The 15122-nt window shown below is 69.1% G+C and carries 15 protein-coding genes; 5 read left to right on the forward strand and 10 right to left on the reverse strand.

The features are described from left to right. On the reverse strand, positions 1 to 1587 hold the full coding sequence (locus E0493_RS00325; RefSeq protein WP_235913509.1) for an ABC transporter substrate-binding protein: 1587 nt from the start codon (positions 1585 to 1587) through the stop codon (positions 1 to 3). Positions 1588 to 1681: 94 nt separating this feature from the next. On the opposite strand from E0493_RS00325, the gene E0493_RS00330 reads away from it, so the two are divergent. Further along, the gene (locus E0493_RS00330; protein WP_160934921.1) at positions 1682 to 2713 is read left to right on the forward strand and encodes a histone deacetylase family protein; all 1032 of its coding nucleotides are present in this window, start codon (positions 1682 to 1684) and stop codon (positions 2711 to 2713) included. Between the two features lie 56 nt (positions 2714 to 2769). Then, the gene (locus tag E0493_RS00335) at positions 2770 to 4287 is read left to right on the forward strand and encodes a YifB family Mg chelatase-like AAA ATPase (RefSeq protein WP_160934922.1); all 1518 of its coding nucleotides are present in this window, start codon (positions 2770 to 2772) and stop codon (positions 4285 to 4287) included. Positions 4288 to 4299: 12 nt separating this feature from the next. On the opposite strand, the gene E0493_RS00340 is transcribed toward E0493_RS00335, so the two are convergent. Then, the gene (locus tag E0493_RS00340) at positions 4300 to 4608 is read right to left on the reverse strand and encodes a hypothetical protein (RefSeq protein WP_235913510.1); all 309 of its coding nucleotides are present in this window, start codon (positions 4606 to 4608) and stop codon (positions 4300 to 4302) included. 78 nt (positions 4609 to 4686) lie between these two features. Between E0493_RS00340 and E0493_RS00345 the strand changes: the two genes are divergently transcribed. After that, positions 4687 to 4992 carry a hypothetical protein gene (locus E0493_RS00345; protein ID WP_160934923.1) on the forward strand — a complete coding sequence of 102 codons (306 nt, stop codon included), beginning with the start codon at positions 4687 to 4689 and terminating at the stop codon, positions 4990 to 4992. Here the strand turns inward: E0493_RS00345 and E0493_RS00350 are convergent. From E0493_RS00350 to E0493_RS00365, 4 genes are all read right to left on the reverse strand, one after another. Further along, entirely contained in the window at positions 4970 to 5311 is a 342-nt protein-coding gene (locus E0493_RS00350; RefSeq protein WP_160934924.1) for a hypothetical protein, read from the reverse strand. The two genes, E0493_RS00345 and E0493_RS00350, sit on opposite strands and share 23 nt — an antisense overlap. An 8-nt stretch (positions 5312 to 5319) precedes the next feature. Next, a complete protein-coding gene (gene fusA, locus E0493_RS00355) occupies positions 5320 to 7407 on the reverse strand; it encodes an elongation factor G (RefSeq protein WP_160934925.1) in 2088 nt (695 codons plus the stop codon). A gap of 422 nt (positions 7408 to 7829) precedes the next feature. Beyond that, positions 7830 to 8246 (reverse strand): RNA polymerase-binding protein DksA, encoded by a 417-nt coding sequence (dksA, locus tag E0493_RS00360; protein WP_160934926.1) that lies wholly within the window; start codon positions 8244 to 8246, stop codon positions 7830 to 7832. 199 nt (positions 8247 to 8445) lie between these two features. Continuing rightward, positions 8446 to 8637 carry a hypothetical protein gene (locus E0493_RS00365; RefSeq protein WP_160934927.1) on the reverse strand — a complete coding sequence of 64 codons (192 nt, stop codon included), beginning with the start codon at positions 8635 to 8637 and terminating at the stop codon, positions 8446 to 8448. An 826-nt stretch (positions 8638 to 9463) separates the two neighbouring features. On the opposite strand from E0493_RS00365, the gene E0493_RS23840 reads away from it, so the two are divergent. After that, positions 9464 to 9907: a histidine kinase dimerization/phosphoacceptor domain -containing protein gene (locus tag E0493_RS23840; RefSeq protein WP_367614440.1), complete on the forward strand. Its 444-nt coding sequence runs from the start codon at positions 9464 to 9466 to the stop codon at positions 9905 to 9907. Here the strand turns inward: E0493_RS23840 and E0493_RS00375 are convergent. The 4 genes from E0493_RS00375 to E0493_RS00390 all read right to left on the reverse strand — a co-directional run bounded on the left by E0493_RS00375 (position 9813) and on the right by E0493_RS00390 (position 12991). Continuing rightward, positions 9813 to 10772 carry a beta-ketoacyl-ACP synthase III gene (locus E0493_RS00375; RefSeq protein WP_160934929.1) on the reverse strand — a complete coding sequence of 320 codons (960 nt, stop codon included), beginning with the start codon at positions 10770 to 10772 and terminating at the stop codon, positions 9813 to 9815. The genes E0493_RS23840 and E0493_RS00375 overlap by 95 nt on opposite strands. Before the next feature lie 24 nt (positions 10773 to 10796). Then, positions 10797 to 11819: a phosphate acyltransferase PlsX gene (gene plsX / locus E0493_RS00380; RefSeq protein WP_235913526.1), complete on the reverse strand. Its 1023-nt coding sequence runs from the start codon at positions 11817 to 11819 to the stop codon at positions 10797 to 10799. A 110-nt stretch (positions 11820 to 11929) separates the two neighbouring features. Further along, positions 11930 to 12133 carry a 50S ribosomal protein L32 gene (rpmF, locus tag E0493_RS00385; protein ID WP_160934931.1) on the reverse strand — a complete coding sequence of 68 codons (204 nt, stop codon included), beginning with the start codon at positions 12131 to 12133 and terminating at the stop codon, positions 11930 to 11932. A gap of 114 nt (positions 12134 to 12247) precedes the next feature. Further along, positions 12248 to 12991 (reverse strand): GntR family transcriptional regulator, encoded by a 744-nt coding sequence (locus tag E0493_RS00390; RefSeq protein WP_160934932.1) that lies wholly within the window; start codon positions 12989 to 12991, stop codon positions 12248 to 12250. Between the two features lie 554 nt (positions 12992 to 13545). On the opposite strand from E0493_RS00390, the gene E0493_RS00395 reads away from it, so the two are divergent. Further along, positions 13546 to 15030 (forward strand): SulP family inorganic anion transporter, encoded by a 1485-nt coding sequence (locus tag E0493_RS00395; RefSeq protein WP_160934933.1) that lies wholly within the window; start codon positions 13546 to 13548, stop codon positions 15028 to 15030. Positions 15031 to 15122: the final 92 nt, after the last annotated feature.

Here is a 15122-nt window from a genome sequence, read left to right on the forward strand (position 1 = left end):
TCAGGCCAGGAACACGTCGTCGAAGCAGGCGTGCACGCCGGTGCCGGAGGTGATCACGTTGCGCAGCTTCTTGTCGTGGATGGTGGGGAAGGCCATCTCCAGCAGCCAGACCAGCGGGACGTCGTCCACCAGGATCTTCTGCACCGTGCTGAAGGCCTCCTGGCGCTGCTTCGGGTCCGCGGCGTCGCGCGCCTGGCCGAAAAGCTCGTCCACCTTCGGGTTGGCGTAGCCGGAAACGTTGGAGAACAGGATCTTCTTGATGTTGGTGGAGACGTAGCTGCGCTCCACGCCCAGCGTCGGGTCGCCATACTGGTAGAGATAGTTGATGGTGGTGTCGAAGTCCCAGTTGGCGGTGCGCTGCGCCCAGGTGCCGACATCCACGCTCTCGAGTTGCAGGTCCACGCCAATCTGGCGAAGCGACTGCCGCAGGAACTCGCCAAGCCGGGTGAACACCTCGCCGTAGGGCAGGCTCATGTGCTTGATGGTGAAGCGCACCCCCTGCCCGTTCGGCTTCAGCCCGGCCTCGTCCAGCAGCTTCTTGGCCGCCTCGACGTCATGCCCCGGCATCCTGGCGCTGCCGTCGTAGAAGCGCGTGGTGCTGGCCACCGGTCCGGTCGCCGGCTTGCCGATACCGAACCAAAGCCGCTGGGCGATGAAGTCGCGGTTCACCGCATGGGCGAGCGCCTTGCGCACCCGCACGTCATCCAGCGGCTTCACCCGGTGGTTCAGCTCCAGCCACATCAACGGGCCGAAATACTCCCAGCCCTTGGTCTGCACCTCCAGGTTCGGCAGCGCGCGCAACTGCGGCACGTCGAAGGGTTCGATGTCGTTCGCCTGGGTCAGGATCACCTGCCCGGTCTCCAGCGCCAGGCGGCGCGACTGGCTGTCGGGGATGACGCGGTAGATGATGGCGTCGAGGTAGGGCTGGTTCGGCTTCCAGTACTCGTCGAAGCGTTCCAGACGGACGAAGTTGCCGCGCTGCCATTCCGCGAACCGGAACGGCCCGGTGCCGACCGGCTTCTGCACCGCCGGCGCCTGCCGGTAGTCCTGCCCCTCGAACAGGTGCTTCGGCACAATGGCCGAGGCAGTGACGTCGAACATCAGCAGGAAGGGCTCGAAAGGCGCCGAGAGGGTGAACTTCACCGTCTGCGGGTCCACCGCCACCCCTTCCTTGATGCGCGCGAAGACCCCGCGGGCACGCGGCGAAAGCTCCATGTGGAACTTCATGATGGAAAAGACGACGTCATCCGCCGTCATGGGCTTGCCGTCGTGGAACTTGACGTTTTCCTGCAGGCGGAAGGTGTATTCCAGGCCGTCCGAGCTGACCTCCCAGCTCTTGGCCAGCTCCGGCATCGGCTCCAGCTTCGGGCCGTAGCGCAGAAGTCCCTGAAAGATCTTGCTGCTGACGATCAGCGTCGGCCCCTGGTTGTTGACGCCGACATGCAGAATCGGCGGCTCCGGATTGACGATGGTGTTGAGGGTGCCGCCGCGCTTGGGCTGGATGCCCTGCGCCAGCGCGTCCTCGACGCGCATCAGGAAAGGCGTTGCGGCCGCTGCGGCCATCAGGCCACGACGTGAAAGACTCATTCTTCTGGCTCCCAGTGAAGCTTCCCTGGGATGGACGCTAGCCTTGCTTCCGGCGGATCGACAAGGCCGCGCCGCGGGCTTAGCCTCATCTCCCATGCGCGCCTTCGCTCACCCCGACCAGTCGCGGCATACGCCGCAGTTCTTTCTCCAGCGCGGCCAGGTCCGCCGGAACTTCGAGGTGCCGGAGCGCGCCGAGGCGCTGCTTGCCGCCCTGCGCCGCATGGGCGCCGGCGTCGAAGCACCGCCCCTGGTGGCGCCCGAGGCGCTGACAACGGTGCATGACGCCGGCTACGTCGCCTTCCTGGCCGAGGCGGCGGAAGCCTGGGCCGCCCTGCCCGAGAAGGGGGCGGAGGTGGTGGCCAACATGCATCCCTCACCCGAGATGCTGGCGCAGGGCGCGACGCCCACGAAGGCGATCGTCGGCCGCACCGGCTGGTACACGGCAGACACCGCCTGCCCGATCGGTCCCGGCAGCTGGGAGTCGATCCACGCAGCCGCGAGTTGCGCGCTGGCCGCTGCGGATGTGGTGGCGCAGGGCGGCTGCGCCTATGCGCTGAGCCGGCCGCCCGGGCACCACGCCTATGCCGCCCGGGCCGGCGGCCACTGCTATGTCAACAACAGTGCCCTCGCCGCCGAGGCGCTGCGCCGGGCCGGCGCCTCGCGGGTCGCGGTGATCGATATCGACGCGCACCACGGCAACGGCACCCAGGGCATCTTCTGGGAGCGCGACGACGTATTGACGGCCTCCGTCCATGGCGACCCTTCCGGCTATTATCCCTGGTATGTCGGTCATGCCAGCGAGCAGGGCGGCGGCGCAGGAGCGGGCTATAACCTCAACCTGCCCCTGCCGCAGGGCAGCAGCGATGCCGCTTGGCTGGAGGCGATCGACGCCGCCGTCACCCGCGCGCGTGGCTTCGGGGCGGAAGCCCTGGTGGTGCCCCTCGGCTTCGACCCTTCGGAGCACGAGCCGCTGAGCTTCCTGCGCGTCACCGCCGAGGGCTTCGCCCGTGCCGCCGAGCGGCTTTCCGCCCTTGGGCTGCCGACCGTGGTCGTTCAGGAAGGCGGCTACAATGTCGGGGTGATCGGCAGCCTGCTGGAGCGCTTCCTGACCGCGTGGGGGCGCTGACGGTTTTCTCAACTATTCGTTGAAAAGCCGCACGGGACTCATTACGCCGCTGCGATATGCGGATCGCGCGCCTTGCCAGCTTCGTCTTCTCGGGAATCGAAACCCTGCCGGTGGAGGTGCAGGTGCAGATCGCCAACGGTCTGCCCGCCTTCACCGTGGTCGGCCTGCCGGACAAGGCGGTGGCCGAAAGCCGCGAGCGGGTGCGCGCGGCGCTCAACGGGCTCGGCCTCAGCCTGCCCCCGAAGCGGGTGCTGGTGAATTTGGCGCCGGCCGACCGCGCCAAGGAGGGCTCGCATTTCGACCTTCCGATCGCGCTCGCCGTGCTGGCCGCCATGGAGGTCGTTCCGGCCGAGGAGCTGACCGGCTTCGCCGCCCTGGGCGAGCTGGCGCTGGACGGCGCCATCGGCCCGGTGGCCGGCATCCTGCCCGCGGCACTCGGGGCGGCGGCGCGCGGACTCGGCCTGATCTGCCCCGGCGCGCAGGGCGGCGAGGCGGCCTGGGCAGGCTCGGTGGAGATCCTGGCCGCCACCGACCTGCGGCAGTTGATCGCCCATCTCACCGGGCGACAGGTGATGGGCGCGCCGTTGCCGCCCCGGCTGCAACCCGAGGCGGCGACCGGCCCCTGCCTCGCGGAGGTGAAGGGCCAGGAAAGCGCGAAGCGCGCCCTGGAGATCGCCGCTGCGGGCGGACACAACCTCCTGCTGAGCGGGCCTCCGGGAGCGGGCAAGTCCATGCTCGCCGCCCGCCTGCCGGGCCTGCTGCCGGACCTCACGCCCGCCGAGGCGCTGGAGGTGAGCCTGGTGCGAAGCGTGGCCGGGCTGATCGAAGGTGGCCGCATCTCCACCCGGCCGCCCTTCCGGAATCCGCACCATTCAGCCAGCCAGGCCGCGCTGATCGGCGGGGGCCCCCGCGCCAGGCCGGGCGAGGTCAGCCTCGCGCATCGCGGCGTGCTGTTCCTGGACGAACTGCCGGAGTTCCAGCGCCCGGCGCTGGAAGCGCTGCGGCAGCCGCTGGAAAGCGGTGAATGCGTCATCAGCCGTGCCAGCGCGCACGTCACCTATCCCGCCCGCGTCCAGCTTGTGGCGGCGATGAACCCCTGCCGCTGCGGCCATCTCGGGAATGCCGCGCGCGAATGCGGCTCGGCGCCCCGCTGCGGGGAAAGCTACCAGGCGCGCATCTCCGGCCCGCTGCTGGACCGGATGGACCTGTGCATCGGCATGGCGCCCATCGCTCCGGGCGAGATGGCGCGTGCGCCGCGCGGGGAACCCAGCGCCGTGGTGGCGCGCCGGGTTGCCACGGCACGGGCAAGGCAGGCGGAGCGCGCAGGAGCCCAGGCGCCACGCAGCAATGCCGAGGCGCCGCTCGACCTTCTGACGGCCACCGCCGCGCCGGAGGCGCTGGCGCTCGCCGAACGCGCCGCCGAACAACTGGGGCTATCGAATCGCGGTTTCACCCGGTGCTTCCGCGTGGCCCGCAGCATCGCCGACCTTGCGGGCGAAGTGCAGATCCTGCGCGTCCACATGGCGGAGGCGCTGACCTACCGGCAGCGCGGAACTCAACTCAACAACGGCTAGGCCGCGCCCGCGCTAGCGGCGCATGACGAAGCTGAAGGTCCTTCCCCGCGTGCCGCCACGGCGCGCATGCCACCAAAGGCTGCCGAAGGCGATCAGCCCGGCGACCACCGCCACAGGCAGCGCCAGCGCCAGGAAGGCCACCGCCACGCCCGCCACAACCACCCCGGCCGCAATCAGCGCCACCAAGGCGGCCATGCCGCCAAGCCGCGCCAGGATACGGTCCAGCCAGGTGACTTGCCGCGGCGCAGGGTCGCGGAACTCGCCTTCGGGCGTCATGTCCAGAACGGGGCGTTGGTCGGCTCGGGGGTCCATGGCCTCCATGTTGCGGCATCCAGGCAGGACTTCAAGGGGCGTGTCCCGCGGGCGACGCGGAAGCGCAATGATGCTACGGACCTGTCCATGAGGCTATGTCGCATCGCCGCGGCCGCGCTGGCCCTGCTGGTCCTGGGCACCGCTCCCGCCCTGGCCGACCCGCCGCGCCGGCCCAGCGCGGCGCAGCTTGAGGCGATCCGGCGCTGGCTCTGCCCGAATGGCGGCGCCCCGGTGCGCGGGGTGCCCGGCCGCTGCGACCGTGGCCTGGATCGCACGCCCTGGGATAACGGCCTGCCCGCCGCTCAGCGGGAAGCCGTGGCTGCCTGCCCCGCCGGCACCCGGCCGGTCCTGGCGCGTGGCCATCGCGACATCATTCGCTGCCTGCCGGAGTGACGGCGCCACCCTGCCCGAGAAGCGCCTCGGCGCGGCGCACCCCGTCCATGGGCAGCTTCGTCCGGCCCACCACCCGCTCCCGCACCACCACCAGCCACCGACTCGCGGGCACCGCGGGCCGCAGTTGCAGCACGCGCCCTCCGGCGTCCAGGGCAACCGCATGGCGCAGCCGCCAGCGGAACCAGACAGGCCCCTGAACGCGAACGACGCGGGCGATGGGATCGCCCGCGTCGTCACAACCAATCCATTCCAGGGCCCGGCTGGCCTCGGCGCCGGGCTCCGGGTCTCCGATGCGGCCACGCTGCCAGCGGAGCCGCATCCGATGTCTCAGGCGCTCTTCGCCATGATCTCTTCCGCGACGTTGCGCGGCACCGGATCATAGTGGTGGAACTGCATGGAGAAGGACGCACGGCCCTTTGTCATGCCGCGCAGGTTGGAGATGTAGCCGAACATCTCCTTCAGCGGCACATGGGCGCGGACGATGACGGAGGTGCCCGCCATGTCCTGGCTCTGGATGATGCCGCGGCGGCGGTTGAGGTCGCCCACCACGTCACCGACATGGTCCTGCGGGGTGGTCACCTCGACGTCCATGATCGGCTCCAGGATCACCGGGCCGGCCTTCTTCATGCCCTCGCGGAAGCAGGCCTTGGCGGCGATCTCGAAGGCCAGGGCCGAGGAGTCGACGTCGTGGTACTTGCCGTCCGTCAGGGTGTACTTGAAGTCCACCGTCGGGAAGCCGGCCAGCACGCCGGTGTCGGCCTGCACCTTGATGCCCTTCTCGACGGCCGGGATGTACTCCTTCGGCACCGAGCCGCCGACGACGGCGTTGACGAACTCGACACCCTCGTTCCGCTCCTTCGGCTCGAAGGTGATCTTCACCTCGGCGTACTGGCCCGAGCCACCCGACTGCTTCTTGTGGGTGTAGATCTCGGTGTGCGGCTTGGTGATCGTCTCGCGATAGGCCACCTGCGGGGCGCCGATATTGGCGTCCACGCCGTATTCGCGGCGGAGGCGGTCGATGATGATCTCGAGGTGCAGCTCGCCCATGCCGGACAGAATGGTCTGGCCGGTCTCCTGGTCGGTCTTCAGGCGCAGCGAGGGGTCCTCGCCGGCCAGCTTCTGCAGGCCGAGCGTCATCTTCTCGACGCCTTCCTTGGTCTTCGGCTCGACGGAGATGTCGATGACCGGCACCGGGAAGGCCATGCGCTCCAGCACGACAGGGTCGGCGGGGTCGGCCAGGGTGTCGCCCGTGCCGGTGTCCTTCATGCCCACCACCGCGACGATGTCGCCGGCAGCGACCTCCTTGACCTCCTCACGCTTGTCGGCGTGCATCTGGAACATGCGGCCGATGCGCTCCTTGTGGCCCTTGGTCGTGTTCAGCATGGTGTCACCCTGCTTGATCACGCCCGAGTACACGCGGATGAAGGTGAGGTTGCCGTACTTGTCGTTGATGATCTTGAAGGCCAGCGCCGAGAAGGGCGCGGTCTCCGAGACCTCGATCACGCGGCGGTCGGCGTTCGGATCGTCCTCCTCTCCCTCCTCGGGGGCAACCTTGATGCCCTCGACGTCCACCGGGCTCGGCAGGTAGTCGATCACGGCGTCCAGCAGCGGCTGCACGCCCTTGTTCTTGAAGGAGGAGCCGCACAGCACCGGACGGAACGCGCCGGAGATGGTGCCCTTCTTGATGCACTTCTTCAGGGTCTCGATGGAGACGTCGCCCTTGTCGAAGTACTCTTCCATCGCCGCGTCATCCATGGAGAGCGCGGTGTCGAGCAGGATCTGGCGGTATTCGGCGGCCTTGTCGGCCAGGTCGGCCGGGATCTCGGTCTCGTGGTACTTGGCGCCGAGCTCGTCGCCTTCCCAGATCAGCGCCTTCATCGTGACGAGATCGACGATGCCCTTGAGGTTGTCCTCGATGCCGATCGGCAGCTGCAGCGTCACCCAGGGGATGCCGAGCTTCTCGGTCAGGGTGGCGGCGGCGCGGTAGAAGTCGGCGCCGGTGCGGTCCAGCTTGTTGACGTAGATGATGCGCGGGACGTTGTAGCGGTCGGCCAGGCGCCAGTTGGTCTCGGACTGCGGCTGCACGCCGGCCACGCCCTCGATCACGAACACCGCGCCGTCAAGCACGCGCAGCGAGCGGTTCACCTCGATGTTGAAGTCGATGTGGCCCGGGGTGTCGATGATGTTGATCCGGTGGCCGTTCCACTCGGCCGTCACGGCGGCGGAGGTGATCGTGATGCCACGCTCACGCTCCTGCTCCATGTAGTCGGTCGTGGTGTTGCCCTCGTGGACCTCACCGATCTTGTGGGACTTGCCGGTGTAATACAGGATCCGCTCGGTCGTCGTCGTCTTGCCGGCGTCGATATGCGCCGTGATGCCGATGTTGCGGATCTTTTCGAGCGGGGTGCGCGCCACGGGGGGCCTCCATACGCGTCGCGGCGCGAGCCGCGCGGGAACAAAGCGATGCGAGTGAAGCGCGGCGTCCCGTCCCGCGTGCTCGCCAGAACCTTGACTGGGCCGTTCCGGGAGAGCCTTCACGCCGCTCGCGGCCCAAATCCGAAGTGCGGGGAGGAGCTAACCCCTTCCCGCCTCGTTGCCGCCGAATGGCCGAACAGCTCCCGGAACGCAGCGGGCCGGCGGCAATCGCCGGAGCGATTCACCGCACCCACCGTTGGGCGGCAGATGCACCGGATGCGCCCTGAATGCAAGCGCTAAGACGAAATTAGGCGGGAGGGCACCCGGCTCAAACCCGTCTCTCCACCGGCCGGCCAGGATGCCGGCGGCGCCCGCCGCTCCGTCCCGGCGGAGGCCGGGGTGGAAGCGCCGCCCGGGCGCTCTCAGTCGTCGCGGTGGACGCGCTCCATCCGCTCGTGGCGCTCCTGTGCCTCGATGGAGAGGGTGGCGATGGGCCTGGCTTCGAGGCGCCGCAGGCCGATCGGCTCGCCGCTCTCCTCGCAATAGCCGTAGGTGCCGTTCTCCAGCCGCTCCAGCGCCTGATCGATCTTGGCGATCAGCTTGCGAGCCCGGTCACGGGTGCGCAGCTCAAGCGCCCGGTCCGTCTCGACGCTGGCGCGGTCAGTCAGGTCCGCCTCGGCAATTCCGCCCTCGCTGAGGCTGGCCAACGTATCGCCCGCTTCCCGCAGCAAGTCGTGCCGCCACCGCAGAAGCTTCTGGCGGAAGTACTCCTGCTGCAGGGGATTCATGAACTCTTCGTTTTCGGACGGCCGATAGTCGGGCGGCAAAGTTACCAGCATTGGTTCGATCCCCCAACCGAGGGGGCGCAGCGGAACGCTGCGCCCCCAAGGGCGGCCGGACCATACAGGGACGCCCCGTCTCACGCCAAGAGGCGCATAGGGAGCACCTTACATGAATTTTTAGATTAGCGTCCGCCAGTGCCGCAAACTCCGGCAGAGTGGCGACGGCCAGGGCAGCGCCGCTGGCCGTCCACCGGCTTCAGTGGCTCAGCAGAAGCGCAATCACCGCCACCGGCAGCAGGATGATCAGGACGGCGGCCTTAACCAGGCTCGTCCATTCCGAGCGGTCGGCACCGCCCTCCTCGGGGTGGTAAGCCGGACGCTGGCGCTTGCGCCAGGCCTGGCCGGAGGAGGCAACCGGAGTCGCCGGCGGCTCCGAAAGAGGATGCATGTTTGCCTTCAAGGCCCGAACCCTTCCCGCTGGCGCAACGGCAACGCCTTCGCTGCCCTTCATGCCATACGCTGCGGAGCGGGCCGCCGTTGCACAATCCACAAGGAAGTGACCAGTTTCTGAACCTTAGCGGCAGCCAAGCAGAAAGAAGTAAGCCTTTTGGACAGCAACGCTCCCGCTCCGCGGCAAGGCGCCGCAACCATTCCGTCCGGAACCACGCCGGGGCGACTGGGTCGGGCCAGGACTGGAAACATTCACGGTAGAACAACCCCATGATGCCACACAGCCGTTCCTTGAAGATGGCTGCAGAACACATCCTGGAGCGGGTACGCCGCCATCAGGCCATGCTGCTGGACCTCACCCCTCTCGCTACAGAATCGACTGCAGCCAAGCGCCTGCTGGACCTGGCCTCCCGGCCTGCTGTCCCCGACACGGGGGATCTGCTGAGGGTGGCAGGATAAGGTGGAAGCCTGGTCCGGCCGGCCATGCCAGGCTGGGCGCCGACAGGATGTCTTCGCCCGAACAGAGCCGCCAGACGCGCTAATCCCTTCTCTGCGGCAGCACCGGCGCTGAGCCGGCCTTCCGCTCTTCCGCCCTGCTGAGGGATCACGGCGTTGCCGCCGTGCTGAAGGCGCCCATCGCCAACAACGGTGCGGTCCGGGGCGTGCTGGAAGTGGACGGCACCACCCCCGATGCCTTCGAGGAGGATGATGAACGTTCCTGCTCCGGCTGGCCGTCACGCTGGCGCTCGCTCTCTGGCATCGCCAGGGCCAGGCCGGCGGCGAGCGCAAGGCGGAAGAGGCGCCTCATCCAGGCCGGCGCCTCCATGCATGCGCAGAACCGCCGGGTGCGGAACCCCTTCCAGATGATCCCAGCGGTCCTGGCGCGCCGCAGCCGGAAGGGGGCCAGCGAACAGGTCCGGGGAGACTACGCCGAAGTAAGGGAGCGGGTCGCGGCGACGGGCCTGGCCCAGGACCTCCTGAGCACCGAGCGTAAGCAGAGCGTCCTCGGAGCCGCGACTTATCCTGATGCGCTCTGCCCGGGCCTCCTGCCGAGGCCGACCCTGCCTATCCCATCAGGCGACCTCATCTGGCCGCGCGTCGCGAAGCCTCCGGCGCCCCTGCACGACCGGGCAGAGGCTACCGCTCTCCCACGCCGGCCCGATGCGAATCGGCTTAGAAGCGGGCGAGCGCCGCGCCCCAGGTCAGGCCGCCGCCAATGGCCTCCATCAGCACCAGGTCACCTCGCTGGACGCGCCCGTCACGCGTAGCCTCGGCCAGCGCCAGCGGGATCGAGGCGGCCGAGGTGTTGGCGTGGCGGTCCACGGTGACCACCACCCGCTCGGGCGGCAGGCCCAGCTTGCGGCCCATTGCCTCGATGATCCGCAGGTTCGCCTGGTGGGGCACCAGCCAGGAGACGGCCGACTTGTCCAGCCCGTTATGCGCCAGCGCCTCGTCCACCACGGCGGCAAGCTTGCTGACGGCGTGCCGGAACACCTCGCGCCCCGCCATGCGCACCAGGCCCGGAGCGCCCTCCACCTGCAGGATATCGCCATGCCGGCCATCGGCATGCAGGTGACAGGAAAGAAGGCCCCTCCCCTCCGCCTCGGCCTCGTCGCTGGCGCGCAGCACCACGGCGCCGGCACCATCGCCGAACAGCACGCAGGTGGCGCGGTCGGTCCAGTCCAGGATGCGCGAGAAGACCTCGGCGCCGATCACGAGCACGCAGCGCGCCTGCCCCGTCCGGATCATCGCGTCAGCAACGGAGAGGGCATAGACGAAGCCGCTGCAGGCCGCGGCGACGTCGAAGGCGAAGCCGGTGCTGATGCCGAGCTTGGCCTGCAAGCGGGCGGCCGTGGAGGGGAACACGGCATCGGGCGTCGCGGTGGCGACAATGACGCCATCCACCGCCGTGGCCGGCAATCCGGCCTGCTCCAGCGCCGCGCGCGCCGCGGCGGCGCCCATGTCGCTGGCCTGCTCGCCAGGGGCAGCCAGGTGCCGCTGGCGGATGCCGGTGCGCTCCTGGATCCAGGCGTCCGAGGTGTCCAGCCCATGCCGCGCGGCCAGCGCGTCGTTATCCAGCACCAGTTCCGGGAGGTAGCCGCCGGAACCGGCGATCAAGGCGCGAAGGGTCATGCGGCAGATGTCCAGAAGCGGCCGTCAGCGGGCGTTCACGCCGGGCTCGGCGGCGGCCACGCGCCCGCGCGGCGGCAGGGTCGCGGCGCTCTCGCGGATCCGCTCGTTGAAGCGATGGGTCACCATGTCCATCGCGGTGTCGACGGCATGGGCGAAGCCTTGCGCATCCGTGCCGCCATGGCTCTTCACGACGACGCCGTTGAGGCCGACCAGCACCGCGCCGTTGTAGCGGCGGGGGTCCATGAACTCGCGCAGCCGCTCCAGCGCGGGACGCGCGAGCAGGTATCCGAGCTTGGCCGTCAATGAGGAGGTGAAAACCTGCTTCAGCAGGCTGCCGAACAGCTTGAAGGCGCCTTCGCCCGTCTTGAGCGCGACGTTGCCGGTGAAGCCGTCGGTGACAATGATGTCCACCGTGCCGGCGGTGATGTCGTGTCCTTCCACGAAGCCGCGGAAGTTGGCACCCAGCACGGATTCGCGCAGCATCTCCGCGGCCTGGCGGACGCGGTCGTCGCCCTTCAGCTCCTCGCTGCCGACATTCAGCAGCCCAATGCTGGGATCGGTCAGGCCAAGCACGGCACGGGCGAAGGAGTCGCCCATGATCGCGAATTCGACCAGGTTGCGCGCGTCGCAGGCGACGTTCGCGCCGAGGTCGAGCAGCACCACGTCGCCACGCGCGGAGGGTCCGAGGGCGGCCAGCGCCGGCCGGTCGATCTCCGGCAACGTCTTCAGCACCACCTTGCCGAGCGCCAGCAGCGCCCCGGTGTTGCCGGCCGAGACCACGCCCGCCGCCTCGCCCGCCGCCACCGCGTCAATGGCGACGCGCATGGAGGAATGGCGGACGCGCAGCGCGGCGGTCGGCTTCATGTCGCCAGGAATGGCGTCGGGGGCGTGGCGAATGGCGCAGATGCGCGCGGCACGGGACCGGCGGGAGAGCAGCGCGCCCAGCCGGACCTCGTCGCCCACCAGCAGCAGGCGCGCCTTTGGATGGCGCTCCGCCGCGATCTCGATACCGTCGAGGATGGACTCAGGGGCGTGGTCCCCGCCCATCGCGTCGATGGCAAGGGCGAAGCCCCCTGACAGCGATGACTGCGGGGCGCCGTCCTGCGGCAGCGTGACCTGCGGCAAGGTGTCCATTTCCCTCGGCGGTGCCGGAAGGCTCAGACGCGGACCGCGGACTTCAGGGGCTTGCCCGCCGCCACGACCTCACGGCCGTCGTAATGGCCGCAGGAGGCGCAGACATGGTGCGGACGCTTCAGCTCGCCGCAGTTGGGGCACTCGTGGTGCGCCTGGGCGGACAGAGCCTCGTGGCTGCGACGCATCCCGCGGCGGGAGGGCGAAACCTTCTTCTTCGGAACGGCCATGGCGCCGGGCCTCTCTTTTCGTCGTGCTGTATAGAGTCAGCGGTCAATCAGGAAGGCGCGGCCATTACCACCGCCCCCCCCTGCATGCAAGCGTCACGCGCCCCGGGACCCGTCTCAGTCGAGCTTCACCGCGTAGCGGTGGCGCTCGGTGTCGATCATGGAAAGCCGCACCTCGACCGCGCGGTCGGCGACGTCATAGGCGATTCGCTGCACCCGCAGCAACGGCACGCCGGCGGGCTTGCCCAGGGCGGCGGCCGTCTCAGCATCGGCGGCGCCGGCGGAAAGCTCCTCCTCCGCCCGCCCGATCGTCACGCCATGCGCCTGCTGGAGGTGCACGTAGAGCTCCTGATGCAGCTCTCCTGGCTCCAGTCGGAAGCCCGGCAGCAATGGACCGGAGAGGGTGCAGCGCTCGAAGATGCGCGGACTGCCGTCGAGCTGCCGGACGCGGCGCAGATGGTGGACCGGCACGCCTTCGGCGAGCCCGAGCGCGGCGGCCTCCCAGGGCTCCGCCGGCCGCGTGGCGCAGGAGACGACCATGATGCGCGACACGACCGAGCGGCCGCTGAGGTCACGCACGCGGAAGAAATGGTGGCGCGCCGTCTCGCTGTTGTGCCGTGTGACGGTGGTGCCGCGGCCTTGCCGGCGATCGATCAGGTGTCGCCGTTCCAGCACAGTCAGCGCCTTGCGGACCGTGCCCTGCGAAACCCCAAGTTCCGCCGCGAGTTCCGGCTCGGAAGGCAACGCATGACCCGGCGGCCAATCGCCGCCCACGATTCGCCCCAGCAGGATCTCCTCCACCTGCCGGTACAACGGGCGGGCGTCCAGCCGGGCAGGTGGCGATGAGAGCGGGGTGGACATGACGGGGGGAACGGCTCCTGGAGGGGGGTCGGACAACACGCGGGCGTGTTCCCTTATCCTGGGTACGGGATCAAGATCCTGCAAAGGGAGACTTGTGTCTTATACAAGACCTGCTAGGGTGCGGGCTCTCGGGATTGCTCTGCAGGCCGAGTTTGGGGAGGAACAGTTCCGAAAAGGAACCCAGCGTATTGACGGCGTCTGGCCAAGTCCAGGCGCCGTCCGCTGACTCTGGCCTTCCACAACCGCGTCCAAGCCCTCCGCACGACCGCCTTGGCCTTGCTTCTATTGGAAGCGATGCGGCTACCGCAGCATGCCAGGCGATCTTCGTGCTTGTCACCCGCTGTGGCGGCGGGTTAGAGGAGGTGCTGTCAATTTTGCGCTGCGGCATAAGCCCTCGCCACGCCTCCCCCGCCAGGAAGCCGAACGGTCCGATGTAGGCCTGCGCCAGACCCAACGATTCACTGCGTTGCAGCCGCGCCGGCCTCCGGCGTGCTGACGCCGTGCGTGGCTGGCGCTCCCCTCCGTCCCTCCTGCCGAAAGCGAAACTCCCTGTCATGTCCTCACCATCCCGGCTGCGCGCCGAATGGTTCGGCAATATCCGTGCCGACCTGCTGTCCGGCCTTGTGGTCGCGCTCGCGCTGATCCCCGAGGCCATTGCCTTCTCCATCATCGCGGGCGTCGATCCGAAGGTCGGCCTTTACGCCTCCTTCTCGATGGCGGTCATCACCGCCATCGCCGGCGGCCGCCCGGCGATGATCTCGGCCGCGACCGGCGCCATGGCGGTGGTGCTGGTGGACCTCGTGAAGGACCACGGCCTGCAATACATGCTCGCCGCCACAATCCTGACCGGCGTGCTGCAGATGCTGGCCGGCTTCGCCAGGCTGGGCCGGGTGATGCGCTTCGTCTCGCGCTCGGTGCTGACGGGCTTCGTCAACGCGCTGGCCATCCTGATCTTCTCGGCGCAGTTGCCGGAGCTGATCGGCGTGCCGATGCTGACCTACCCAATGGTCGCGCTGGGGCTCGCCATCATCTACATCCTGCCGCGCTTCACCAAGGCGGTGCCCTCGCCGCTGGTCTGCATCGTGGTGCTGACAGCGATCTCGGCCGGCTTCGGCTTCGGCCAGCTGCACACGGTGGGCGACATGGGCGCGCTGCCGGACGCGCTGCCTAGCTTCTTCATCCCCGAGGTGCCGCTGAACTGGGAAACGTTGCGGATCATCCTGCCCTACTCGGCGACTCTGGCGGCGGTTGGCCTGCTGGAATCGCTGATGACGGCGGCGGTGGTGGACGAGATGACCGACACGGCGAGCCACCGCTCGCGGGAATGCGTCGGCCAGGGGCTGGGCAACTTCTTCACCGGCCTTCTCGGCGGCATGGCGGGCTGCGCGATGATCGGCCAGTCCGTGATCAACGTCCGCTCGGGCGGGCGCGGGCGGCTTTCCACCTTCACCGCCGGCGTGGTGCTGCTGTTCCTGATCCTGGTGCTGGGCGACCTGGTGCGCCGCATCCCCATGGCGGCCCTGGTGGCGGTGATGATCATGGTCTCGATCGGCACCTTCAGCTGGGCCTCGCTGCGGACGCTGGTGACGCACCCGCGCTCTTCCTCGGTGGTGATGCTGGCAACGGTGGCCGTGGTGCTGCTGACCCACGACCTGGCCAAGGGCGTGCTGGTCGGCGTGCTGCTGAGCGGCATCTTCTTCGCCGGCAAGGTCCGGCGGATGTTCAGCGTGCGATCCGAGCTTTCGGAGGATGGCCGCCAGCGCACCTATACGGTGCAGGGCCAGGTCTTCTTCGCCTCCGCCGAGGATTTCCTGGCAGCCTTCGACCTGAAGGAGGAGGTGGAGCGCGTGGTGATCGACGTCTCCGGCGCGCATCTCTGGGACATCAGCGGCATCGGCGCGCTGGACCGGGTGGTGCTGGGCTTGCGCGCCCGCGGTATCGCGGCCGAGGTGGTGGGCCTGAATGCGGCCAGCGCCACGCTGGTGGAGCGCCTTGGCGTGCATGACAAGCCGGACGCGGCGCTGGCCGCCGGGCACTGAAGCGGAAGGCGGGGTCCGGGGTGACACTGCCACCCCAGCGGGCACCCCAGCGGGCACCCCAGCGGGACCCCAGCGGGCACCCCGGCGGGGAT

This window comes from Teichococcus coralli (assembly GCF_009829925.1).
Taxonomy (GTDB): Bacteria; Pseudomonadota; Alphaproteobacteria; order Acetobacterales; family Acetobacteraceae; genus Pseudoroseomonas; species Pseudoroseomonas coralli.